The sequence below is a fragment of the Novosphingobium sp. genome (genome assembly GCF_019748365.1).
GTDB lineage: Bacteria > Pseudomonadota > Alphaproteobacteria > Sphingomonadales > Sphingomonadaceae > Novosphingobium.
The window spans coordinates 1-24,929 of sequence record NZ_JAIEPN010000174.1; the positions used below are offsets into that span (position 1 = coordinate 1).

15 protein-coding genes and 1 tRNA gene are annotated in these 24,929 nt (G+C 63.3%); 9 read left to right on the forward strand and 7 right to left on the reverse strand.

Features of this window, described 5'->3' with window-relative positions; genetic code table 11:
• Window positions 1-3,047: filamentous hemagglutinin N-terminal domain-containing protein (locus K5Q19_RS18840; RefSeq protein ID WP_292948412.1), on the reverse strand; the 3,047-nt coding region annotated here is incomplete at its 3' end.
• Between the two features lie 14 nt (window positions 3,048-3,061).
• On the reverse strand, window positions 3,062-4,819 hold the full coding sequence (locus K5Q19_RS18845) for a ShlB/FhaC/HecB family hemolysin secretion/activation protein (RefSeq protein ID WP_292948414.1): 1,758 nt from the start codon (window positions 4,817-4,819) through the stop codon (window positions 3,062-3,064).
• A 1,022-nt stretch (window positions 4,820-5,841) separates the two neighbouring features.
• Here K5Q19_RS18845 and K5Q19_RS18850 point away from each other — a divergent pair.
• Window positions 5,842-14,646, forward strand: coding sequence for an SdiA-regulated domain-containing protein (locus K5Q19_RS18850; RefSeq protein WP_292948416.1), 8,805 nt, complete (start codon window positions 5,842-5,844; stop codon window positions 14,644-14,646).
• Here the strand turns inward: K5Q19_RS18850 and K5Q19_RS18855 are convergent, their stop codons facing one another.
• The 3 genes from K5Q19_RS18855 to K5Q19_RS18865 all read right to left on the reverse strand — a co-directional run bounded on the left by K5Q19_RS18855 (window position 14,647) and on the right by K5Q19_RS18865 (window position 16,361).
• Window positions 14,647-14,865, reverse strand: a complete 219-nt coding sequence (locus K5Q19_RS18855; protein WP_292948418.1) for a hypothetical protein — start codon at window positions 14,863-14,865, stop codon at window positions 14,647-14,649.
• Between the two features lie 551 nt (window positions 14,866-15,416).
• Window positions 15,417-15,491 (reverse strand) — tRNA-Asn (locus K5Q19_RS18860).
• Between the two features lie 90 nt (window positions 15,492-15,581).
• Window positions 15,582-16,361: an NAD kinase gene (locus tag K5Q19_RS18865; protein ID WP_292948419.1), complete on the reverse strand. Its 780-nt coding sequence runs from the start codon at window positions 16,359-16,361 to the stop codon at window positions 15,582-15,584.
• 164 nt (window positions 16,362-16,525) lie between these two features.
• On the opposite strand from K5Q19_RS18865, the gene K5Q19_RS18870 reads away from it, so the two are divergent.
• The 3 genes from K5Q19_RS18870 to K5Q19_RS18880 all read left to right on the forward strand — a co-directional run bounded on the left by K5Q19_RS18870 (window position 16,526) and on the right by K5Q19_RS18880 (window position 19,891).
• Window positions 16,526-17,812, forward strand: a complete 1,287-nt coding sequence (locus K5Q19_RS18870; RefSeq protein WP_292948421.1) for a bifunctional diguanylate cyclase/phosphodiesterase — start codon at window positions 16,526-16,528, stop codon at window positions 17,810-17,812.
• Window positions 17,813-17,832: 20 nt separating this feature from the next.
• Window positions 17,833-18,165, forward strand: a complete 333-nt coding sequence (locus tag K5Q19_RS18875) for a gamma-glutamylcyclotransferase (protein ID WP_292948422.1) — start codon at window positions 17,833-17,835, stop codon at window positions 18,163-18,165.
• A gap of 91 nt (window positions 18,166-18,256) precedes the next feature.
• Window positions 18,257-19,891, forward strand: a complete 1,635-nt coding sequence (locus tag K5Q19_RS18880) for a choline dehydrogenase (protein ID WP_292948424.1) — start codon at window positions 18,257-18,259, stop codon at window positions 19,889-19,891.
• Between the two features lie 15 nt (window positions 19,892-19,906).
• Here the strand turns inward: K5Q19_RS18880 and K5Q19_RS18885 are convergent, their stop codons facing one another.
• Window positions 19,907-21,046 (reverse strand): patatin-like phospholipase family protein, encoded by a 1,140-nt coding sequence (locus K5Q19_RS18885; RefSeq protein ID WP_292948426.1) that lies wholly within the window; start codon window positions 21,044-21,046, stop codon window positions 19,907-19,909.
• 155 nt (window positions 21,047-21,201) lie between these two features.
• Here K5Q19_RS18885 and K5Q19_RS18890 point away from each other — a divergent pair, with 155 nt between their 5' ends.
• The 5 genes from K5Q19_RS18890 to K5Q19_RS18910 all read left to right on the forward strand — a co-directional run bounded on the left by K5Q19_RS18890 (window position 21,202) and on the right by K5Q19_RS18910 (window position 24,091).
• Window positions 21,202-21,588 carry a RidA family protein gene (locus K5Q19_RS18890; RefSeq protein ID WP_292948427.1) on the forward strand — a complete coding sequence of 129 codons (387 nt, stop codon included), beginning with the start codon at window positions 21,202-21,204 and terminating at the stop codon, window positions 21,586-21,588.
• A gap of 99 nt (window positions 21,589-21,687) precedes the next feature.
• Window positions 21,688-22,233: a ribosome-inactivating family protein gene (locus K5Q19_RS18895; RefSeq protein WP_292948428.1), complete on the forward strand. Its 546-nt coding sequence runs from the start codon at window positions 21,688-21,690 to the stop codon at window positions 22,231-22,233.
• A gap of 428 nt (window positions 22,234-22,661) precedes the next feature.
• Window positions 22,662-22,916 (forward strand): antitoxin, encoded by a 255-nt coding sequence (locus K5Q19_RS18900; RefSeq protein WP_292948429.1) that lies wholly within the window; start codon window positions 22,662-22,664, stop codon window positions 22,914-22,916.
• Window positions 22,913-23,221 carry a type II toxin-antitoxin system RelE/ParE family toxin gene (locus tag K5Q19_RS18905; RefSeq protein ID WP_292948430.1) on the forward strand — a complete coding sequence of 103 codons (309 nt, stop codon included), beginning with the start codon at window positions 22,913-22,915 and terminating at the stop codon, window positions 23,219-23,221. The genes K5Q19_RS18900 and K5Q19_RS18905 overlap by 4 nt, the downstream gene beginning before the upstream one ends.
• Before the next feature lie 114 nt (window positions 23,222-23,335).
• Window positions 23,336-24,091 carry a hypothetical protein gene (locus K5Q19_RS18910; protein WP_292948431.1) on the forward strand — a complete coding sequence of 252 codons (756 nt, stop codon included), beginning with the start codon at window positions 23,336-23,338 and terminating at the stop codon, window positions 24,089-24,091.
• Window positions 24,092-24,122: 31 nt separating this feature from the next.
• On the opposite strand, the gene K5Q19_RS18915 is transcribed toward K5Q19_RS18910, so the two are convergent.
• Window positions 24,123-24,929 (reverse strand): TRCF domain-containing protein (locus K5Q19_RS18915; protein WP_365760226.1); only part of this gene is annotated, 807 nt, incomplete at its 5' end.

The window sequence follows — 24,929 nt, forward strand, 5'->3', positions numbered from 1 at the left end:
AGCGCGGTGGTGATGGTCAGCGCCCCGGCGTTGACTGTGATCTGACCTGCCGCACCGGTGGTCGGATCAGGATCCGCACCGGTGCCTGCAGTCAGGGTGCCAAGCTGCGCGACGCCGCCGACAGCGTTCACCGTGATCGTTGCATTGGCAGGCGTGGCCGTCAGCGTCGCCGCGCCGAAGCCGGGAGCCAGCTTCGTTGCCGGATTGATGATCTCCAGCGCCGTGCCGCTCGCGGCGGTGCCATCGGTTGTCCGCAGCGTCAGCGTGCCTGCCGTGCGCACGGTGCCGAGGTCGAGCGTGTTGGATGCGACAAGGTTGATCGTATCGGCGGTGATCGAGCTTGCGCGCAGGATCGTCGGCGTGGTGATCTGGGTCACTGTCTTTGCAGTGATGGCCCCGAACGAGCCCGAACCTACATCGAGCAGCACCGTGCGTCCGTCAGCGGCAATATCACCGCCGGTGGGAGCGGCGTAGCCGTCGGCAAGGCCGGTGACCGAGCCGAGGGTTGCCGTGACGCCGATAGTGCCGTCAGCCGTCGCGGTGCCGATGCGGATATCGCCCTTGTCGGCGGTGAAGCTGAAGGCGCCCGACGCCGGGTTGCCCGCGGCATCCGAGACGATCAGCGCATTCGATGCCGCCCCCGGCGTGCCGACCGATCCGGCCTTCACGCGTACAACATTGGCTGCTGCCAGTGCCGCGTCATCGGGCGTGGTGAACGTCACCCCGCCCACAGCCCCGGCGCTGCCCGAGGTCACATCGGCAAAGCGTGTGCCATCGGTTCCGCCGGTCAGCGCCAGCCTGGTGAACGTGAGGTTCCCGGTGATATTGAGGTCGATGTCATCAAGCGCGGTCAGCGTGCCGAGCGCCGCATTGCGCCCCGCGCGCACGGTCACGTCTTCGCTGTTGGACTTGAGTGTGGTTGCCTTCGTCACATCGCGCCCGGCGCGCACGGCAATGCTGCCGCCGGTGGTCGTCACCGTGGTGAGCGAGACATCGTTCGACGCATTGACCAGCACATCGCCGCCCAGCGTTGTCAGGCTGGTGGCCGAGGTGATGTCACCCGCCGCCGAACGCAGCCGGATCGTCGAGCCGCCCAACTGGGCGTCTTCGCCAGCCACCACAGCAAGCGCGGCGGTCGTGCCCGGCGTGCCGGTGAACGTCACGCGGGTTGTCGTAGCACCGGTTCCCTGCGCACTGCCGGTGCCAAGCGAGAGATTGCCGTTCACCGCGACGAGGTCGATATCGTCGCCAGCGGTCGCCGAGGTGATCGCTACGCCTGTTCCGCCACGGGCCGCAATATCGACTCCCGCACCAAGCGCGCCGCCGGTTATCTTGCCCCCGGCCAGAAGGCCGACTGAGCCGGTCGGGGTGGGAGCGCCTACAGGCACGGTCGCGACGTCGACAATGCCAATGTCGCGTTCGGCGGACAGCAGCACGTTGCCGCCGTTGGTGGCGATAGTTCCCGAAGACGAAATGTCACTGGTTGCGCCAGCGGCCGAGAGCAGAACCGCGGCATTGGCATTGCCCACGGTGAGGGCGCCGGTGGATATCGAACCGCCAGTGGATGTGATGGTGAGAGCCTGATCAACGGTGACATCGCCCGTCGTGATCGCGCCCGTGGCCTGAAGGGCCGTGCCGGCGCCGGTAACCAGCGTCGATCCGATGACATCGCCGAGGGTGATGGTCGGCGCACTGGTGATCCGCACTGCACTACGTTCGAGCGGATTCGAACCTGTAAGACCAGCTTGCAGCAGCGTGTCCGCACCGAAATCGACTTTGCCTGCGTCGGCCTTCAGCACCAGATCAGCCGCGCCGCTTCCGCCCGTGTCAGACGCAAGCGTCAGCGTGCCGAGCCCGGTGATGGCACCGGTCGTGGCATTGATGGTGACGTTGCGACCTGCGCTTTGGTCTACGGCCGCAGCTGCAGCACCCAAGGTAACGGTCTTGCCGGTCGCGGTGAAATCGCGCCCTGCGGTCACGTCATTCGCCAGAGTGACGCCCGCAGCCGAATTGACGATCACATCAGCGGATGCGCCGGCCGCGGCCAGACTGCCGTTGACCAGGATGGAAGGCGCCGCATTGGCGCCGTTGGTGATCGAGACGGTGTTTGTGCCGACCGTCGTCGTGGCGGTTGCCAGTGTGACGGTGCCGTTTGCCTGCGATGCGGTGAGCGTGGCATTGGCGTCGACGTTGAGCAGGGCGGCGGTCAGATTCGCCTTGAGCCCGCCCGCAATCAGAACAGATTGACCGGTCACATCCCCGTTGACGCTGACAGCGGCCTGGCCGAGGTTGGTGCCGGCATTAACGGTGAAGCTCAAGGGATTGCCGAGGCCAGCCGTGAAGGTGACGTCGCTGCCTGCGATCATCACGACAGACCCACCGGTTGACGTAACGGCCGCCGTGTTGGTGATGTCCTGTCCGATCACCACGATCGAACCGGAAACGCTGAGCCCTGCGCCGCCGATCTTGATCGGATCGGTGCTGGAACCCGAAAACGAGATGGCCGCCGTGTTTGCGGTCGTCTCGAAGGCGGTCCGAAATGCTGGGTTGACGGGCCCTGTGAAGTCGAGCGTCGACAGCATGAGGCTGCCGCCGGTCAGCGTCGCGGTGCCGTTGAACGTGATGCCGTCCTGATTGATCAGCCATACCGAGATATTCGGGTCTGCAGTGATCCTGCCGGTGCTGCTAATGCTCGATACGCCCGCCGTGACCACACGATTGGCCGCGACGAGGCTGGTACCACCGCCGGTCGAGATGTAATTCACTGTGGCGTTGTCGATGTTGTAGCTGGTGAAATCGATGATCCTGCTTTTGGCAAGCAGGTCCACAGTCCGCAGGTTGGCGGCGGGAGTGGTGATCTTGGCACCACCATTATTCCATTCACCGCTGCCGGCGATCACCTCCGCCCCGGTCGGGATCGGCAGTGTCTGTGCCAGCGCTGGGGCAGCCAGATTCAGGCTGACTCCGACGAGTGCGGTTGTGGCGAGCAAGCCAAAGCGGCGGGCGCGGCCAGCTGCAGCGAGGCGCGGATTACGGACGAGGGTCATGCTACCGCTCCCCTTCAAAAGAATTTGGACGTGAGCGAAACGAGCACGCGGTTCGATGGCTTGGCCGCGTCCGTTGACAGGAGCTTGTCGAGCGGATGGGCGAATGTCACATCGACCACGAGACGCTGCGGCAGAATGAAGCGCAGGCCGCCACCCACCGACCGCAAAGTCTGCTTGGGAACGGCTGTGCCGGGATCGATGTTCTGGACACGGACCCAGTCATAGAACCCGGAAGCCTCAACCCGCACTTTGGGGATGGGCAGAGCGATGCGCGGCTCCACCGTAAAGCCATAAGCGCGGTCGCCGCCGCTCGATCCCGGATCATAGCCGCGGCCACGCGTGTAATTCCCGAGGGAGAACTCTTCGAGGTTCAGCAACGGGTGGTTGGACCACTGGCCAAAACCATTGAGCCCCAGATGGAAGGCGCCAACCGGGTTGATATCAAGGTTTGCCTCGCCCCTGATCACGAAGGCCTGAGGATCGCCGAAAAGACGCGATGGCGCTCCGCGTCCGGTGACTTGGCCAATCTTGGTCGCACCAAGAAAGCCGATGCCTTTGCGCAATTCGAGCGAACCGGTCGCGCGCATCCACTCCCTGTCGCCGCTCATGAAGCGGAAATCGCCATCCACCCGGCCGAACAGCACCCGGATCTTGTCGAGCGAGAACGGGATGCGGTTGCCCGATGCATAGATCTGGGCTTGCTGATCGAGCAACTCGAACCCACCAGTAGCGACGACGGTCTGCGTGAGGTTGCGAACCAGCGATTGGCTCACATCGAGGCCGATGATGACCGACCGTGACCGCAAGTCCAGCTTGGGGATATCCGGACGGGACCATGCAAGGCTCGTCCGCACACCGAGCCGCAGACCGGCGTCGTTGAGCGCAAAATCGTGTCCAGCCTGCAGGACCCGGATCTCCTTGACATCCGCCGAGTTGGAGAAGGCAACGAATGTCCGATCGGCACGGCCGGTCAGCCCGTAGACCTCGCCACGGATCGAGCCGATCCAGCGCCCCAGCTGGCGGGAGCCGTAATTCTGGACATTGACCAGAAGCGAATGCCGCTGCGTGACGACACTGAGCGTTCCGATCATTTCGCCCGGTGCAGCATTGGCCGAACTCAGGGTCAGGTTGACATCGAGACCGGGAATGTCGCCAACACGCAGCAACTCCTGCACGGCGTCGCGCCGGTTCAGCGGATCGATCGACCGAATGCGCTCGATTGCCTTTTCCAGTTGCTTCCGGAACGAGCCTGGTTCGCCAACCACGCGCACTTCGATGATATGGGCGGTGACGACCTGGATCTTCAGCACGCCATCGGCGATCTTCTGGGCCGGAATCTGGGCCAGCGCGATATAGCCAGCCTCCGCCAGACGTTCATTGATCCTATCGCGTATCTTGCAGACGACGCTGAGCTTGGCTTCGCCGCGCAAGTCCGTATCGACACCCGCAAGCAACGTCAGCAGTTCGGCAGGCAATGCCGATCCATCGGGCTTTTCAAGCACAAGCGAAGAAATCGTGACATTGATGTCGGAATCCGACAGGGCGCAGGGCAACTGCGTGACAGCGCCTCTGGTATCGACCCGGACCTGGGTTTTGCGGGGAATGTCCTTTGGAGGTACACTCTGTTCGATCTGCGCGCGCCCGACCACGCTCTCCCTTGAAGCCTCCTGCGCGGCGGCACCAGAAGTAGAAACTTGGGATTGCGCCATAGCCGAAGTCGAGGCGCAAAGGCCTACAAACGCTACGGTCAAGCGAGTCAACACGCCAGTCATCGAACCCCCAATTCGGTAAGCAAGCATTGATGCTTATTGAATTTTGAGCGGCCCGTCTTTTGTGGGTTAATGGCCCCCGACTCGCTTGGCAGTCAACCGACATTTTCGAAACGGGACAATAAGCGTTCGCGAATGTTTGGATGCTGCGGATTGTCTTGCCCAGGGTCCAAACTCAATCAGGGCACGTTCGAGGCGTCCAAATGGCGAACATATCGGCCGAAGCGGACCGCAGCGAAGGCTGGTTGCCTTTGCAAGGGCCGGTTTGGCTGAGATGGAAGCCATTTGGACGCCCCGGAGGGGTTTGACCAAAACGGCCCATTGCTGCGTCGGAAAGGCTTGAGATATCGACATATCCCTGCGCCTTTCCTCCTTGCACTGAGCCGTTTTGCCTCAAACCTCGAACGTGCCCTGATTGAGTTTGGACCCTAGCAAAGACCTTGCTGATCATGAACGACAGCGCGGCGCCGCCACCCTGCTCGGCGCAATCGACCCGCCGCCCGCGAACCTGAAGGACAACACCGCCTGACAGCGCCGGGTCCGGCGGGTGCTGGCGCGCAATGCGGTCGAACCGGTGATCAGCAGCGATTACGGCAATGTCACCGAGTTGGCCGACTCGCTCGGTACCCATAGCGTCCAGATAGACAGCGAAGTGGCCGTTGCGCGGCCATGCGTTCCTGCGCCGTCTGCAGCGCCAGCAACGCCGCCGCAGCCTGCTGTGGTAAAACCGGATGCGGACCGTGCCGCACCCGTGCGTTCACCTAAGGCGGGTTAACGAAAAATGTAACCTCGCTGACACGCAGCGACAGTATCCAAATCCCGGGGAGCGATTCTTTGCTGCGCCCCGGGGCAGTTTATTTAGTTCTCTTGCAGGATCGATGATCCCGAAAACTTAGGTTTTTCGGGCTGGGTCCTTTGCGCCCATTTGATCTGCCCCGGAGCACATCAGTTACAGTCGTTCATCAACATTGTTGAGGATTCATCTTTGCGGCCACTTTCGTGGTGTCGGTGCTTCGGAGAACAAAATGTCGATCGATCTTTCGAACTACGTCCGCGTTGCTCAATACGACCTGCCCGAACCGACCCGCACGACCGCACCGAGCGGCAACCTGCTTGGCCAGGAAGCTTCCGGCGTCACCTACAACTGGGACACCAACACGCTGTTCGTCGTTGGCGACGGCGGCACCTCGGTCACCGAAGTCAGCCTGACCGGCGCGCTGATCAGCACGATGACGCTCGCGACCGGCAGCAGCCCGCAAGGCACCGAATTCTATGACATCGAAGGCATCACGTACGTCGGCAACGGCCAGTTCGTGTTTACCGAGGAGCGTTACCGCCAGGTCGTCAAGTTCACCTACGCAGCCGGCACAACGCTGACGCGCGCCAATGCGCAGACGGTCGATCTGGGCACCGATATCGGCAACATCGGCAACGAGGGCCTCAGCTACGATCCGCAGACCGGCGGGTTCATCGTCGTCAAGGAACTGCAGCCGCAGGGCATCTTCCAGACCAATATCGATTTCGCCGCCGGCACCGCGACCAACGGCTCTTCGACCACGGTGCTCAGCACGAACCTGTTCGACCCCGCGCTCGCCGGACTGGCCGACATGTCGGACGTCTATGCGCTGTCGAGCAATTCGAAGTACTTCGGCACCACTGATCAGGGCAACCTGCTGATCCTCAGCCAGGAATCGGGCAAAGTCGTTGAGGTTGACCGCGCGGGCAACGTGCTGAGTTCGCTCACGCTGCAGGCCCCGGTCACGCCTACCGGCCTCAACATTCAGGCGATGACCGTCGAAGGCATCACCGTTGGACCTGACGGCACGATCTACATCGTGAGCGAGGAAGGCGGCGGCGACTTCAACCATCCGCAGCTCTGGGTCTACAGGCCTGCCTCGGAGGTCAACACCCCGCCGACCGGCATTGCGCTGGCGAATGCACGCACCCCTATTGTCGAAAACACCAACACCGGCGCCCGCCTCAAGGTCGCCGACATCAACTTGACCGATGACGGCATCGGCACCAACAACTTCACCGTCAGCGGCGCCGACGCCGCCTTGTTCGAGGCGGATTCCAGCGGCCTCTATATCAAGGCCGGCACGACGATCGACTACGAGACCAAGACCAGCTACTCGGTCACCGTCAACGTCGACGATCCCAGCTCCACCGCCAACCCGGACGCCAGCGTGGCCTACACGCTGAACGTCACCAACGTTGTCAACGAAGGCGCTGCCGGCTCGGTCGCGATCACCGAAGCCGCGCCGTGGTCGAGCGGGATCGCCTCCGTCGGCGCCGACTGGTTCGAGCTGACCAACACCGGCAACACTGCCATCGACCTCACTGGCTGGAAGATGGACGACAGCTCGTTCGCATTCGGTAGCTCGGTGGCGCTGAACGGCGTGACCACGCTTGCGCCCGGCGAATCGGTGATCTTCCTCGAAACCGCCACGCCAACCACCACGATCGCCAACTTCGTGCAGACCTGGTTCAATGGCACCAAGCCCGCGAACCTGCAGATCGGCACTTACACCGGCAGCGGCGTCGGCCTCGGCACCGGTGGCGATGGCGTCGCCGTGTTCAACGCGTCTGGCGTCGAGCAGGCCCGCGTCAGCTTCGGCGCCGCGACCACGGCTGCACCGTTCCGCTCGTTCGACAACTCGGCGGTCACCGCCACTGTCAGCACGCTGAGCACCGTTGGCGTCAACGGCGCCTTCGCAGCCGCGAACGATGCCAACGAGATCGGTTCGCCCGGCACCGCCGGTGGTATCGCCGCGCCGGTCAACACGGCGCCCACCGCGATCGGTCTTTCGAGCGAGATTACCCAGCTGGCCGAAAACACCAGCACGGCTGCCCGCGTGAAGGTCGCCAACGTGCTCGTCACCGATGACGGCCTTGGCACGAACACCCTCGCCCTGACCGGCGCCGACGCGGCATTCTTCGAAGTCGATGCGACCGGTCTTTACCTCAAGGCCGGCACTCAGCTGAACTACGAAGCGAAGTCGTCTTACGCGGTTACCGTCACGGTTGATGACACCACCATCGGCAACACGCCGGACGCCAGCGTCGGCTTTACGCTGACCGTCAACGACGTCGTCGAGCCGGTCCGCATCACCGAAGTGGCCCCGTGGTCGAGCGGCAACGGCCCTGTCGGTTCGGACTGGTTCGAAATCACCAACACCGGCAGCAGCGTGGTCGACATCACCGGCTGGAAGATGGACGACAACTCGTTCGCCTTTGCCAACGCCGCGACGCTCAGCGGGGTCACGTCACTGGCTGCCGGCGAATCCGCGATCTTCCTCGAGATCGGCGGCACCCAGAATGCCGCAACCGTCATCCAGACCTTCATCAACACGTGGTTTGGCGGCACCAAGCCTGCAGGTCTGCAGATCGGCACATATTCGGGCGCAGGCCTCGGGCTTTCGACCGGTGGTGACGGCGTTGCCATCTTCGACGCTGCCGGCAACGTCCAGGCAAGGGTCACCTTCGGCGCCTCGACCACGATCGCCCCGCTGCGCACCTTCGACAACGCCGCCGGGCTTGACCACACGGCGATCACCCAGCTCAGCTCCGCCGGTACCAACGGCGCCTTCATCGCCCCCGGCGACACGACCGAAAGCGGCTCGCCCGGCATCAGCCTCCTCAACGCAGCCCCTGTGATCACGTCGAACGGCGGCGGCGATACGGCATCGATCCTGATTGCGGAGAACAGCACCACCGTCATCACGGTGGAGGCGACCGACGCCAATGCCGGAACGACGCTGGTCTATTCGCTGAGCGGGACCGATGCCACTCTGTTCAACATCGACGCGAGCACGGGTGTGGTGACGTTCAAGAACGCGCCGAACTTCGAGGCGCCGGTCGATGCGGGCGGGAACAACGTCTACGACGTGGTCGTAAACACGAGTGACGGAGTCGCCAGCGACAGTCAGGCGCTGGCGATCACGGTAACCAACGTGGTCGAGCGCTACACGCTGCAGCTGCTGCATCTTTCGGACGGTGAGGCGGGCACGCTGGCGCCGGAGACGGCGCCCTATCTGGCCGCGCTGGCCGGCAGGTTCGAGGACGCGTTCGCCAACTCGATCACGCTGGCGGGTGGTGACACGTTCCTGCCGGGTCCGTTCCTGGCAGCCGGCACCGATCCTTCGTTGATCCCGGTGATCAACCGTGTCACAGGTTCGACCATTTCGACGGCGGCGGGCACGACGCCGGCACCGGGTGTGGTCGATACCGCGATCCACAACCTGATCGGTGTCGAGGCTTCGGGCATCGGCAACCATGAGTGGGATCTGGGCTCGAACGTCTATCTCTCCTCGATCGCGCCGGGTTCGGGCTGGGTCGGCGCGAACTATGCCTCGATTTCGGCCAACCTGGTGCTGGCGCCGGCCGGCTTCACGGCGGATCCGCTCAACGGCCGCTTCACGCAGACGGTGGGCACGGGCACGCTGGCGAACGAGGAAGCACAGGATCTCAAGGGCCGCATCGCGCCTTCGGCGGTGATCAACGAGGGCGGCCAGACGATCGGTCTGGTCGGCGTGACCACGCAGATCCTCGAATCGATCTCCTCGCCCACGGGCGCAGAGATCCTCGGCTTCCCGTTCGGCCCCGGTGCGAACGGCGAGACCAACAACATGGCGCTGCTGGCAGCGCAGCTGCAGCCGGTCATCGACGACCTTCGCGCGCAGGGTGTCAACAAGATCGTGCTGCTCAGCCACCTGCAGCAGATCACCTTCGAGAAGCAGCTTGCGCCGCTGCTCAAGGGTGTGGACATCATCCTGGCGGCGGGTTCCAACACGCGGCTTGGCGATGCCGATGACGTTGCGGTGAACTTCCCGGGCCACGCCGCGGACTTTGCCGATACCTATCCGCTGGTGATGAGCGATGCGGACGGCAAGACCACACTGATCGTCAACACCGACAACGAGTATACCTATCTTGGCCGGCTCGTGGTCGATTTCGACGAGAACGGGGACATCCTGCTCGACAGCGTGACGAACAATGCGGGCATCAACGGGGCCTATGCCTCGACCGCTGCCAACGTTGCCGCGGCATGGAATGATCTTGACGGCGACCTCTCCGACAGCGCCTTTGCCGCCGGAACCCGCGGCAACGCTGTCAAGCAGCTCACCGATGCGGTCGACGCGGTGATCGAGGCCAAGGATGGCAACATCTACGGCTACTCGAACGTCTACCTCGAAGGCGAGCGGATCCAGGTTCGCAACCAGGAGACCAACCTCGGCAACGTCTCGGCCGATGCCAACGCCGATGTGGCGCGCGATGCACTGGGCCTGACCAGCGAACACGCGATCGTCTCGATCAAGAACGGCGGCGGCATCCGCGCGCAGATCGGCACGATCGTCAACAATGCCGACGGCACGGTCACCAAGGTGGCCCCGGCGGTGGGCGGCGAGGTGAGCCAGCTCGATGTCGAGAACGCGCTGCGCTTCGACAACAAGCTCATGGTGTTCGACACGACCGCGCAGGGTCTGCTCAACATCCTCAATTCGCCCAACGCGCTGGCGCCCAACAACGGCGGCTTCATCCAGATCGGCGGCGTGCGCTTCTCGTACGATCCGACCAAGGCGGCCGGTGCCCGTGTGCAGGACGTGGTCCTCGTCAACGAACTGGGCGACATCACGGCAGTGGTTGCTGACAACGGCGTGGTGGTTGCCGGTGCGCCCTCGCTCATCTCGGTGGTTGCGCTCAACTTCACGGCCAACGGCGGCGACGGCTATCTGGTCAAGTCGAACGCGACCAACTTCCGCTACCTGCTGAACGATGGCACGGTCTCGGCCCCGGTCAGCTCTTCGCTGAACTTCACCGATCCGGCGGTGGTTCCGGCCAACGCGATCGGCGAACAGCAGGCCTTCGCGGAGTACTTCTCGGAGCGCTACGGCACCAGGGCCACTGCCTACAACGAAGCGGATACCGTGCAGGCGCTCGACACGCGCATCCAGAACCAGGCGGTGCGCAGCGACACGGTTCTGGTGGGCGACTACCTGCTGGATGATGCCGCTGCCGCGTTCGCGGAGAACGACACCGGCACGGCCTACCTTGGCAAGTCGACCGGCCTCACCGGCACGATCACCTACTCGCTCACGGGCGCCGACGCGGCGCTGTTCGATGTGAGCAGCACGGGTGTCGTCACCTTCAAGAACGCGCCGAACTTCGAAGCCCCGGCCGACGGCGGTGCCAACAACGTCTACGACGTGCGTGTGGTTGCCTCGAACGGCACCAACACGACCGAGCAGGACGTGGCGATCTCGGTGACCAATGTGAACGAGGCGCCCGCGATCACCTCGAACGGCGGCGGGGATACGGCTTCGCTCTCGATTGCCGAGAACGTGGCGGCGGTGACCACCGTCACGGCAACCGATCCGGATGCCGGTACAACGCTGACGTATGCGATCACCGGCGGTGCGGATGCCGCGCTGTTCCAGATCGATGCTGCGACGGGTGCGCTCTCGTTCAGGAAGGCGCCCAACTTCGAGCGCGCGGCCGATGCCGGCAGCAACAACGTCTATGAGGTGATCGTCTCGTCGAGCGACGGCACGGCCACCGACACGCAGACGCTCAGCGTCACCGTCACCGACGTGGCCGACACGCGTTCGAGCCAGACGCCGTATCTCGTCTCGACCAATGCGGGCGTCACGGTTCAGGCGATCATCACCACCGGCGATGCCACCAGCAAGACCAGCGGCGGCACCTACCTGTTCGGCGGGATCCCCGACGGCCTTGGCATGTTCGACAATGGCGACGGCACGGTCACCGTCCTTGTCGGCCACGAACTCGCCGGCAACCGGGGCACAGTGCGCGATCATGGCGCTATCGGCACTTATGTCTCGCAGCTGGTCATCGACAAGACCACGCTCGAGGTGATCTCGGGCGAGGACGCGATCAAGACGCTCAAGATCTGGGATGCCGCCTCGGGCACCTGGCAGGTCTCGACCACCGCGCTCAGCCGCTTCTGCTCGGCCGACCTTGCCCCGCAGAACGCCTTCTACAACGCGGCGACGGGCCTTGGCACGCAGGACAAGATCTTCCTCACCGGCGAGGAAAGCGGTGTCGAAGGCAAGGTGATGGGCGTCGTGGTCACCGGTTCGGAAGCCGGCACGGCCTACGACCTCTCCGCGCTGGGCAAGTTCAGCCATGAGAACGCGGTCGCCAACGGGTTCGCGACGCAGAACAAGACGATCGTGATGGGGACCGACGACGGCCAGAACGGCCAGGTCTACGTCTACGTCGGCACCAAGCAGGCGACCGGCAATGCGGTGGAGAAGGCGGGCCTCGCTGGCGGCAAGCTCTATGGCATCAAGGTTGCCAACCTCGACAACCTGACGAACAACAACAACGAATCGAACACCGCCATCCCGGGCGGCACGTTCAGCCTTGTCGATCTGGGCGACGTGCGGAACCAGACCGGCGCGCAGCTCGATGCGGCGAGCGAGGCGGCGGGCGTCACCAGCTTCCTGCGCCCCGAGGACATCGCCTGGGATCCGACCAACCCGGCGCGCGGCTACTTCGTGACGACGAACAGCTTCGGTTCGCCCTCGCGGCTCTACCAGTTCACCTTCACCGACATCAGCCAGCCTGAACTGGGCGGCACGATCACCGCAGTTCTCGATGGCACCGAAGGCCAGCAGATGCTGGACAACATCACCGTCGACTTCCAGGGCAAGGTGATCCTGCAGGAAGACGTGGGCAACAACGCCCACCTCGGCAAGGTGTGGCAGTATGATCCGGTCACGGATACGCTGACCCAGCTCGCCCAGCACGATCCGGCGCGCTTCCTCCTCGGCGGGGCGGACTTCCGCACCCAGGACGAGGAAAGCTCGGGCGTCATCGACGTCACCGCAACCTTCGGCGACGCGCACCACAAGGCGTTCCTGCTCACCACCCAGAACCACGCCGCAGCCACCGGCCCCAACGCCGCCACCCTCGTCGAGGGCGGCCAGCTCCAGCTCATCAAGCAGTACTACAACGATGCGCCGAAGCTGACGGGCACGGCCGCGACGCTGGCGAACGGGCTGCAGCAGACCACCTACACGGTGAACGCCTCGGCCCTGCTCGCGGGCTACACCGATGCCAACGGCGATACGCTGAGCGTTGCCAATCTCACCGCCTCGAACGGGACGGTGACCGACAACGGCAACGGCACCTTCACGATCACGCCGAACTCGGGCTTCACCGGCACGATGACGCTGTCGTATCAGGTGAGCGACGGTCTCGGTGGTCTGACTGCGGCGAGCAAAAGCTTGGTGTTCAATGCCTTCGCCTCGCAGACCTACACCGGCACGGCGAGGGCCGACACCTTCACCTCGGCGGCGAACGCCAACTGGACGGTCAACCTGCTGGGCGGCAACGATGTCATCAGCCTCGGCGCGGGCAACGACGTGATCCTCGTCGATCCGCTCAGCGGGTACGACACGGTCAGCGGCGGTCTCGGCATCGACACCATCCGCGCGACCGCGAACGGCACGGTGATCGGCCTGTCGGCGATCTCGGGTATCGAGACGATCTCGAGCGGCGGGTTCAGCACTGTCCTGATCGAGGGGACCAATGCGGGCGATACGCTCGACTTCAGCGGCGTGACGCTGAGCGGGATCACCTTGATCAATGGCAGCAACGGCAACGACACCCTCACCGGCAGCACCGGCGATGACACGATCCTCGGCGGGACCGGCAACGACACCCTCGATGCCAATGACGGCAACGACACGGTCGATGGCGGGACCGGCAACGACATCGTGCGCGGCGGAGCGGGCAATGACACCCTCACCGGCGGCACCGGCAACGACGAACTGCGCGGCGGGGCCGGCAACGACACGATCACCGGCGGCACCGGCAACGACACGATGTTCGGTGACGGCGACGACGACACCTTCATCATCGGGGCCACCGCGGGCCGCGACACGATCGACGGCGGCACCGGCAACGACACGGTCGTGGCCGCGGCCGACGGGGTGGCCTTCTACGCCGCTGCGATCACCAATGTCGAAGTGCTCTCGTCGGGCGGCTTTGCCGGGGTGACCCTGGTCGGCAGCACCGCCGCCGATGCGATCGACCTCTCGGGCGCCACGCTCACCGGCATCGAGCGGATCTCCGGTGGTGCGGGTGCCGATACGATCACCGGCAGCGTGGGCGATGACACGATCGACGGCGGGACCGGCAACGACAACCTCAACGGCGGCGACGGCGACGACGTGTTCCTGATCGGCCTGACCTCGGGCAAGGACACGATCAATGGCGGCACCGGCACCGACACGGTCCGCATTACCGCCGACAACGTTGCGCTGACCACCACCGCCTGGACCAACATCGAGGTGATCGATGCCAGCGGGCAGACAGGCGCGCGCATCCTCGGCGGCACGGCGGCCGACACGCTGAACCTTGCCGGGGTGACGCTCACCAACATCGGCTCGATCGATGGCGGTGCGGGCAACGACACGATCACCGGCAGCGCGGGCAATGACACGATGTTCGGCGGTGTGGGTGCAGACCTGCTCGCCGGTGGCGGCGGCGACGACCGCTTCGTGTTCCGCACCCTGACCGAAAGCCGCGTGGGCACGCTGGCCGATCGCATCGCTGATTTTGCCACCGGCGACCTGATCGACCTCTCAGGCATCGACGCCAATGCCAACATCGCCGGGATCCAGAACTTCACCTTCATCGGCAGTGCGGCCTTCACCGGCCTCGGCCAGCTGCGGGTGGGCACCGACAATGGCAAGGTGGCGCTGTTCGGCAACATCAGCGGCACCAACACCACCGCCGAATTCGAGATCATCCTCGACAACAACCACGCGATCATCGCGTCCGACCTGGTGCTGATCTGATCAAGCAAGGATCGGCGCGGCTTCCCAAGGGATGCCGCGCCGATCAGGCTTGCAGCCTTTCGTTCTGCACAACAGCCGCGCGGAAAGGGCTTGATGGCTCTTTCCGCGCGTCTGCTTGTCCGCAACCACATCGATCGCGAAAGACGCCAAGTGCGGGGTGAACGGCGCTAGATGGAGGTGGAGCACTGCTTGGTTGGCGCCAGCGATCATCGCGAACAACTACTGGCTCATCCTGTCGGTGCCGCGCCATGCCAGCCAAACGGAGCGACCAGAACTGGTGGAGGCATTGTACTGCGCCGAGCCAAGGGAAGCAGTTCAGCCCATATCGGCGCCGTGGGACGATCTACCCGGCTTTAAGGCCCGAGCCCTGTTGGTCCAACGGATGACGACCGACTGGGGGCAGCTGCAATCCGGTCACGAACAACATCGGACCCGTTCAGGAGCTCGCGAGGAAGCCCTCTATGTGCCTGGAGTAAATTTGGTCGAGCGGACCCAATCGGACGCGTTGAATGGGCTGTTGGACCGCAAAACGCTGCAGTAGCGAGATTTCTGGCAGTTGTTCAATAACAGCCATGCATCAAGTGCAAGTTGCCAATGAAGAGGGCAAGTGCAACTGTTGCTGGTTTAAAGATGTGGTGGCTTTGAAGCCGCGTTTGATCGTGTATGGGTGATCCGTTGCGAACCGCACCCCCGACTCCCTTTTAGGGGATTCGGTTAACGCCAGGTGGGAGCTGTCAGCATCCAAGAATAAATGCCAATGTCCGAGAAGGTGGCTCCCTGAGTAGGATTCGAACCTACGACCACTCGATTAACAGTCGAGAGCTCTACCGCTGAGCTATCAGGGACCAGACCCGGATGCCCGGGACAGGAGCGCGCTAATAGCAGGCGTTTCGGGTTTGGCAAGCGCCTGATTGCCCAAAAATGGACCGGCAAATTCAGACGAGAAACTGTTCGGCAAAAATCCGCTCGTCCAGGCTCTTGCCCTTGTCGAACAGGAGCGTCAGTCGGTGATCGCGCGCCGCGCTCACGCGCACTTCGCATATATCGCGTACTTCCTTCTGGTCCGCCACCACAGAGACCGGGCGCTTGGCCGCCTCGAGCGAACGAAACAGGATTTGGCAGCTTTCCGGCAGGATCGCTCCGCGCCAGCGGCGGGGACGGAACGGGCTGATCGGCGTCAGCGCCAGCATGGCACTGCCGAGCGGCAGGATCGGTCCATTGGCCGAAAGGTTGTAGGCAGTCGATCCAGCCGGCGTTGCAACCAGCACGCCGTCGCAAGAAAGCTCCGGCATACGCACCTTGCCGTTGACCGAGACTTCCAGCTTTGCCGTCTGGCGCGTTTCGCGCAGCAGCGAGACTTCGTTGATGGCCCAGGAGGAGTACTTCTCGCCAGTCTGCGTCACGGCCTCCATCCAGAGCGGCGCAACCGCGACACCGCGGGCCTTGGCAATGCGTTCGGCGATGGGGCGACTTGCCTTGTGGCGGTTCATCAGGAAGCCGACGGTGCCGAGATTGAGCCCGTAGGCGGGTATCACCCGGCCCGTATCCAGCATGTGATGCAAGGTTTGCAGCATGAACCCGTCACCGCCGAGAACGACGACGATGTCTGCCTCTTCGAGCGGCACCCAATCGTGCGACGCGATCAGCGCGGCCTCGGCCTCCTGCGCGCGGTCGGTGGGGGAGGCGAGCAAAGCCAGCCGGGGGCTAACAGGCATTGATCAAGGCGCTCCTCGGGTACGGCGTGGCAGTCTTCGTCCGTCGCGCACCGTGCGGCAACCGTCATCTGCCGCGCACCTGATATGAAGCGACCCAAATCGGTGCAATCCCAAATGGCACAGGATGGATGATTTCGGCGGATCAATCGCCTAAGACGACAGTGATGAACGGAACCATGCTCCTGCCCGGCGATGATCGCGATGTCCTTACCGGCCTTCCCGGGCTTGAAAGTGCGGCGCTGTGGCTCGATGGGGCCGGGGACAGCGATTTCGTGCAGGCGATGATGGTAAGCCTGCAGCGGCTCCCGGCGGTTAACCTTGCCTACGGCATGGCCGGCGGCGATCGGGTGCTGGTCGAAGTCGCGCGGCGGCTGCGGGACTTCGTGGCCGACGAACTTGGCCCGCAGGCCATGGTGGCGCGCGCTGCGGGTGGAGCATTCTTTGTTGCTTCCCGCTCTGCGCTGAGCCGCGAGCGGTGGCAATGGCTGGCTGAAGCGCTTGGGAGGGCCATCGCGCGGCCACTGGTGGTTGATGGCGAGCGACTGAGCCTTGCGCCGCGCATGGCCCTGCTGCGCGGCCGGCCGGGCGAGGCGGGGGCCGCACTCCTGGACCGGCTCGAGCAGGTCTCGGGCGATCTCCAGCGCCGCAGCGGTCGGCGTGTGCTCTGGGCCGACGGCAGCCACCCGGCACGCGGCCGCAGCGCCGCAAGCCTTGAAGGCGATCTCCTTGGCGCGCTCCACCGTGACGAGATTGCGGTTCTGTTCCAGCCGCAGTTCAACGTGGCGAGCGGCGCCCTGGCGGGTGCTGAAGCACTGGCGCGATGGGAGCACCCGAGTTTCGGGCGGATCTGCGCTGAAACTTTGTTTGCGGTGGCCGATCGCGGCGACCATGTGGCGCAGCTTTCGCGGCATATCGGCAAGCGCGCGCTCACCATGGCGGCAAGCTGGCCATCCCCGCTCCGGCTGTCGCTCAACGTGACGGCTGAGGACTTTGCGGTGGGTGATTTTGCCGCGAGCCTAAAGGCGGTGCTGGAAGCCAGCGCCTTTCCAGCCGACCGGCTTACCATCGAGATCACCGAGCAGACCCTCATCACCGACTTCGAGGCCTGCGCGGCCGCACTGCGCGAGCTTGCCACGCTTGGGGTCAGTGTTGCGCTGGATGATTTCGGCACCGGCTTCTCCAATTTTCGCGCATTGAAAGCGCTGCCGCTCGATGCCTTGAAGCTCGACCGCTCGCTGGTCGTGGATATCGAGACCGACCCGCGCGACCGGGCGATCCTTTCGGCGATGGTGGCCATGGCGCGCGCGCTGGGGCTGAAGGTGATCGCCGAAGGAGTGGAGACGCAGGGACAACTCGCGATCCTGCAGAACGAGGGCTGCGACTTGTTCCAAGGCTTCCTGCGCTCGGGCCCGATCTCCGCCGATGCCTTCGCAGCCCTGGCTGCGGAATGAATGTCAGGCAAAATGCTGGCATGACCATCGACAACCGCCTTGCAACATACGGCACGCTTGCGCCCGGGCGAGTGAACCACCACCAGTTGGCAGAGCTTGTCGGCATATGGACAACCGGCACGATACGGGGGCAACTGGTCGAAACAGGGTGGGGAGCGGTTCTGGGCTATCCCGCGCTGGTGCTCGATGAGGTAGGCGATACGATTGAAGTTCATCTGTTCACTTCGGATGATCTCCCCGCCCATTGGGACCGGCTCGACACCTTCGAGGGGGCTGAATATCGCCGCGGGGAGGTACGGGTGGCGACGCCGGAAGGGGAAGTGCCTGCATGGATCTATCTATCGGCGGTCTGAGGGGCGGCTTGCCTTTAACCGTTCGATTAACTAGCCTCCCATCCAGACGCCGATGGTGCTTTGCACCCGGCATTCGGGATGAGGCATCGACATGGCGCAGGGCGAATTCGATTATATCGTCATCGGGGCAGGCAGCGCAGGCGCAGTGCTCGCCGCGCGGCTGTCCGAAGACCCGCACGTCCGCGTGCTGCTGCTGGAGGCGGGTGGCCCCAACACGTCGGTGCTGGTGCGTATGCCGGCGGGTGTCGGCACGCTGATCAAGCAGAAGAGCAAGCACAACTGGGGCTTCTGGAGCGAGCCAGAGCCACACATGGACGGCCGACGCATGTGGCATCCGCGCGGCAAGGGCCTGGGCGGTTCCTCGGCGATCAACGGCATGGTCTATGTGCGCGGCCATGCGCGCGATTATGATCAGTGGCGGCAGCTCGGGCTGGAGGGCTGGTCCTATGCCGATGTCCTTCCTTATTTCCGCAAGGCCGAGGACAATTGCCTGGGCGAGAGTGAGTTTCACGGCGCGGGCGGCCCGCTGAAAGTCAACTGGGGCGAGCAATCGGCCCATCCGCTCTACCAGAGCTTCCTCGCCGCCGGGCAGCAGGCGGGGCATCCCCTTACCGAGGATTTCAACGGCGCGAACCAGGAAGGGTTCGGCCGCTATCAGCTGACCATCAACGACGGGCAGCGCTGGTCGGCGGCGCGCGGATACCTGACGCCGATCATGGGCACGCGGCGCAACCTCCAGGTAGTGACCGGCGCGCGCGTGCACCGCATCGTGATAGCAAACGGGCGCGCGGCGGGCGTTGAATACTCGCTCGGGCCGGGCAAGCCGGTGCTGACGGCGCAGTCGAGCCGCGAGGTCCTGCTCTGTGCCGGCGCGTTCCAGTCGCCGCAGATACTCCAGCTTTCCGGCATCGGCGATCCCGAGAAGCTCAAAGCGGTGGGCGTGCGGCCGGTCCATGCGCTGCCGGGTGTGGGGGCGAACCTGCAGGATCACCTCGACGTCACGCTCAACTGGGCCACGACGCAGCCCGTCTCGCTCTACCACCAGATCAGGGGCTGGCGGCAATACAAGGTGGGGCTGCACTATCTGCTGACCGGCAAGGGCGGCGGGCGGCAGAATGGCCTCGAAGCAGGCGCCTTCCTCAAATCGCGCCCCGATCTCGACAGGCCGGACCTGCAGCTGCATTTCGTGATCGCGATCATGCAGGAACACGCCAAGGTGCGGGTGGAGCGCGACGGCTTTACCATCCACGTCTGCCAGCTCAGGCCGGAAAGCCGGGGCACGGTGGGCCTGAGGAGCGCCGATCCCTATGACGATCCCGCGATCCTCGCCAATTTCCTTGCTACCGAAGAAGACCGCCGCGTGGTGCGCGAGGGCATCCGGATTGCGCGGGAAGTCGCGATGCAGGAGGCGTTTGCCCCTTATCGCGGCGAAGAGATCTGGCCGGGCCCGGCTGTGCAGTCGGACGCCGAGATCGATGCCTGGGTGCGGGCGCGGGGCGAGACGATCTACCACCCCGTCGGCACGGCGAAGATGGGCACGGAGGCCGATCCGCTGGCGGTGGTCGACAAGGACTGCAAGGTCATCGGCCTCGATGGCCTGCGGGTCGTCGACGCCTCGGTCATCCCGCTGCTGATCGGCGGCAACACCAACGCGCCGACGATCATGATCGCGGAGAAGATCGCCGATGTGATCCGGGGCAGGGCCGCGCTGGCACAAGCAGCATAGGGGCCGGCGTGAAGGCTATTCGTCCTGATCGGGCGGGCGCTTGGCCCAGAACGTGCCGGTCTCGCCAAGCTTGCGGCCATAGGCGAACAGCGCGCGCATGACCTCGGTATCGAACAGGCCCTTCTCGGAGCGCGGGTAGTCCTTGTCGATGAAGGTGAGGTTGAAATCGACGCCGTGGGCCTTGGCGTAGAGGTAGCTGAGGTTCACCGTGCTCGCCATCGAGCGGCGCATGTTGAGCGTGATGGCCTGGCTGGCGATGGGCACAGTACGCGGCTTCACGAGGTGGAACTCGCCGTTCAGCTTGTTGTTCACGATCATGTAGATGCGCAGCTGGCTGAGCCCTGACGGCAGCTTGCCCGCGACGATCGCCTGATCCGGCAGGGTGAGGATCTGCGCGGTGGTGCCGCCATCGACATGCATCTCGCTGATCTCGCGCCCGTTCACCGTGGCCTTGATCATCACCGGCGCAAAGAAGGCGGGGATGGCCGAGGAGGCGAGGAGCACTTGCCGGAACAGGCCATAGCGCCCCGGCGCCTTGCTCGCGGCGATGGCGCCCATGTTCCAGATCACCATGCGCTGCGCATCGAGATTGGCGGTGCCGACGAACAGCCGCCGCCCGCGTGCGTGCTCGGCGCCGATGCGGTCGATCAGGGCATCGGTCATGACCTCGCCGATCATGCGCGCCAGCGGTTTGGTGCTGGCGATGCTGGGCGAGAACGGGATCGCGAGGGGGAAGCGGTTCTTGTAGATGTTCTTGGCGGAAATGGTGGTGAAGAGCGTCTCCAGCGTGGCATCCTGATCGGGGCCGAGGAACGCGAAGGGCGCGATGAGCGCGCCGGTGCTGACCCCGGTGACTACAGCGAATTCGGGCCGCGTGCCGGACTTGGTCCACCCGCCGAGCAGCCCCGCGCCATAGGCCCCGTTGTCCGATCCGCCCGAGAGCGCGAGCATCGAGCGTTCGCCGCTGGCGGAACTGAACGAGGGCGCCATGAGCCGCGCGGTGCCGGGTTCATCACCCCAGAAGCGCACTTGCGGCATGCCGGGGATCACGGCTTCGGCCTGCTGGCGTTCGTTGAAGGGTTCGCGGTGGATCGTGGCGCAGCCGGACAGCGCGAGGCTGGCGGCAAGGAGGGTCGTCCTGATGATGACGGGCAAGCGTGGTTCTCCGTTCGGGATCAGCGCTTAGCACAGGGGGGCAGGATCGACGCATGCAATCGCCTGGCGAGCATCTCTGCGAGAACTTTCGCAGGGGCGGCGATTGGTGCATGAATACGGGTATTGAGCGAATGCCTTGGGGGAGTGACTGCGCGATGACCGTCAAAGTGATCACCATGGATCCCGATCCGCTGGCGCCTTATGCGATTTCGCCGGGGTGGCAGGTGGGGGGCCTGCTGTTCCTATCGGGTCAGGCCGCGCTCAGCCCGGAGGGCGAGCTGGTCGGCGTGGGTGATTTCGACGCGCAGCTGGCGCAGACTTTCGCCAATATCGACCGCGTGCTGGCCGCCGGCGGCAGCGACCGCAGCCGGATCGTCAAAGTGACGATCTATCTGACGGACATGGGGAACTTCCCGAAGATCGTGGAGGCGCGGCGCACCTATTTCACGCCGCCCTGGCCCGCGGACACGATTGTCGAGGTGAAGAGCCTGGCGCTGCCGGAGCTGCTGGTGGAGATCGATGTGATTGCGGCGGTGGGGTGAGGGGTCGGGAGTTGGCGATCACGTAAACTGTCACCGTAATCCCCGTAATCCCGGTCTATCCGGGACATGTCAGTACACCATTTCAGGGAGAGCCACGCGATGTTCGATTCGGTCTGTTTCCAGAAAAACATCATCGGGATCATGACGACGGTGTGCGATTATCAATACGGCGTCATCGGCAAGCGTGAGCCGACCAAGACGAAGAAGACAGGATACAGCACTTTCAAGATCATGGATGACAAGTATCCTGTGGAACTCATCTATCAGAATCATGATCTCTATCTGCAAGGCTGGCGTAACCAGAGCCAGCAGCTGTTCATTCACAAGAACAGCGGTTACGACATGCGCGCGGACCAGAAATTCAAGTTCGGAAATGACTATGGCGAACTGGGGTTCGACCGGAGCGCTCCGGGGCGGATCAATCTGGCCGCCCTGCATGGTGCGCTGGGCAACGCCTGGCATGCCCGCGTCTCGGGCGGTCCTGACCATGAGCACAAGCGGACATTCGCCCTGCTGGCTGTCGGCTTCTCCGAGGCCGTGCGCTTCACCGATGTCATGCTGCAGATCATCCACGATGAACCGATCACGGATCTCGACTGGGACAAGCACAAGAACACGTGGGCCGTGCAGGTCGTCAAAGGCTGAACGGGGTCGGCCGGCGGACACGATTGTCGCGACGAAGAGCTTCGCGCTGCCGAAGTTCGATGCGATTGCCCACGTGGGGAGAGGGGCAATCAGGGTGACACAAGTTACACCGTGCGCCGTACAGATTCGGGCTGTAAGAGACTGTAATATCGCCATAAAAGTGCGATGAGGTGACAAGTGGACACGTTGCGCCATGTGTCACTTTCAGGCTGATCGACGCTGTCAAAGAGCAGCCCCGGAGAGCAGCGCGGGGATTATGACAGGTTTGGGTGATGTAGGAAAATGGCGGGGTGCTTGATCCTCCCCTGACAGGGGAGGTGGCATCGCGCAGCGATGACGGAGGGGTAGCGTACCCAACCCCGATTGGAGCATTATCTGGCCGGCGCCCACATTTGTGATAATGTGGGTTTGTGCAGAGGAGTAGCTCCATGAGTCGGCTGACCATCGATCTTTCCGATCAGCAGCATCAGAGCCTGAAGGCGCTGGCGGCGCTGCAGGGCAAGACGATCCGGCAATACGCCATCGAGCGGCTGTTTCCCGCCCCGGCGGAGGACGATCAGGCGTGGCAGGAACTCAAGTCCCTGCTTAGTGAAAGGATCGCCGAGGGCTTATCGGGCAAGGTTTCCAGCAAGAGCCTTGCCACCATCGTGGATGAGGAACTGGCCGAGGACAGCCGCGCTTGAGCGCAGCCTATGTGCTGACGCTGGCGGCAGAGGCCGATCTGCGGGGCATCGTGCGCTATACCCGCAAGCGATGGGGCGTTGCGCAGGCCCGCAGCTATGTCGCCAAACTAGAGCGCGGCATTGCATCGGTGGTGAGCGAGCAAGGCGCGTTCAGGGACATGAGCGTGCTCTATCCGGGGCTGCGGATGGCGCGGTGCGAGCACCATTTCTTGTTCGCGCTGCCACGCGTTGATGCGCCTGCGCTGGTCGTGGCGATCTTGCATGAGCGGATGGATTTGATGGTGCGGTTGCGGGAGCGGTTGTAGGCTTGGGGATGTAGTAAACTGTCACAGCAATCCCGGAATCGTGGCTTTTCGCTTCAGCCCAGAGATACTACAGTATGGTGTTTGACGGCACTTGTGTTTGCGAAAGGGGATTAAATGAAGTGGTTTGGAGGGATAGTCACCTCACTGGTGATTGCTGGCCTCTCAGCTATCATTCTCGCATATTTGCAACCAATTTTGCGCGCTATAGCTCCCGATGAAGTCATTGATGCGAAATTTGAACTCTCGCATTGGCAAGAAAAACCCCTTAAAGATGGAGATTCCTCAAATAAAATCAATCAAAAAGAAGGCAATGACATACCAACACGTGTTCCAAATGTCGATGGCCTATACGACTTCATGACGATAAAATTAGAAAATAATACGTCAAAGGTGGTAGATAATATAAGAATTCGGTTCAAAGATTTTCCCATCTTTGATGCTAAAATCATCGGAGATGATGGCATCATAGCTCAGACGGTTCTAGGTTCAAACGATTTTAAAATACCCAACATGAAGCCGGGGGACAGGGAAATTATATTTGTTTGGGGTAAGAGTCAGTTTATCTCTTCAGCACTCTTAAATAATGTTCAAACATTCTCCTCGAGCGGGCCATTTCGAATTTCATTTTATCAGCCCGAAGAAAATATGATTACATTGCAGGATGAAGGTCCATTTTTTAAATTTATTGATGAATGGATTGGTTTTATAATCGGAGCGATTTTTGTCGCTTTGATTCTGGTTCTTGGAGCAGCCCTGTCTGCTCAAGAGGAATATCTGAAGAAGATTTTCAGAGATGAGCAATTTATGATTGATGAAAAGGCGCGCTTTGACGCCAATCCAAAGAAGTTCTCTCCGAAACTGACGGGATAACCACTTTCAAAAAATTATACTGTCGGATCGTTCACCCCCGCTTCGCTCTCTTCGCCACAGCACTCAGCCCCTTCGTCAACTGCACCAGCCCGTTGAGCCGCCCTTCCGGCGTCCCCCATGCCCGGTTGATCACCAGCTTGTTGTCCGGGCGCAGTTTGGCGGTGCCTTTCAGGCGGTCGATATAGGCGAAGAGGCCGGCGGGTTCCGGGAAGCTGTCGTTGTGGAACGAGACAAGCGTGCCCTTTGCGCCGACGTCGATCTTGGCGATGTGGGCGGCGATGGCCTGGCGCTTGATCTCGATGAGTTTGAGCAGGTTCTGCGTCGGGCCGGGGAGGGGGCCGAAGCGGTCGATCATTTCTGCGGCGAGGGCTTCGATGGCGTCGGCGCCTTCGGCGTCGTTCATGCGGCGGTAGAGGGCCATGCGGACGGCGAGGTCCGGCACGTAGTTTTCCGGGATCATGATCGGCGCGTCGACGGTGATTTGCGGGCTCAGCGCATTGCGTTCGCGGGCGAGGCCGATTTCGCCGGCCTTGGCGGCGACGATCGCGTCTTCGAGCATGGACTGGTAGAGTTCGAAGCCGACTTCGCGGACGTGGCCGGACTGTTCGTCGCCGAGGAGGTTGCCGGCGCCGCGCAAGTCGAGGTCGTGGCTGGCGAGCTGGAAGCCGGCACCGAGGCTGTCGAGGTCGCTGAGGACCTTGAGGCGCTTTTCGGCGACTTCGGAGAGGGCCTGGTCTTCCGGGTAGGTGAGGTAGGCATAGGCGCGCAGCTTGCCGCGCCCGACGCGGCCGCGCAGCTGGTAGAGCTGGGCGAGGCCGAAGCGGTCGGCGCGGTGGAG

Coding starts and splice junctions, on each gene's coding strand:
- K5Q19_RS18845 (WP_292948414.1), bottom strand. CDS start 4,819: ATGACTGGCGTGTTGACTCGCTTGACCGTAGCGTTTGTAGGCCTTTGC.
- K5Q19_RS18910 (WP_292948431.1), top strand. CDS start 23,336: ATGAAGTGGTTTGGAGGGATAGTCACCTCACTGGTGATTGCTGGCCTC.
- K5Q19_RS18850 (WP_292948416.1), top strand. CDS start 5,842: ATGTCGATCGATCTTTCGAACTACGTCCGCGTTGCTCAATACGACCTG.
- K5Q19_RS18875 (WP_292948422.1), top strand. CDS start 17,833: ATGACCATCGACAACCGCCTTGCAACATACGGCACGCTTGCGCCCGGG.
- K5Q19_RS18880 (WP_292948424.1), top strand. CDS start 18,257: ATGGCGCAGGGCGAATTCGATTATATCGTCATCGGGGCAGGCAGCGCA.
- K5Q19_RS18900 (WP_292948429.1), top strand. CDS start 22,662: ATGAGTCGGCTGACCATCGATCTTTCCGATCAGCAGCATCAGAGCCTG.
- K5Q19_RS18890 (WP_292948427.1), top strand. CDS start 21,202: ATGACCGTCAAAGTGATCACCATGGATCCCGATCCGCTGGCGCCTTAT.
- K5Q19_RS18895 (WP_292948428.1), top strand. CDS start 21,688: ATGTTCGATTCGGTCTGTTTCCAGAAAAACATCATCGGGATCATGACG.
- K5Q19_RS18865 (WP_292948419.1), bottom strand. CDS start 16,361: ATGCCTGTTAGCCCCCGGCTGGCTTTGCTCGCCTCCCCCACCGACCGC.
- K5Q19_RS18870 (WP_292948421.1), top strand. CDS start 16,526: ATGAACGGAACCATGCTCCTGCCCGGCGATGATCGCGATGTCCTTACC.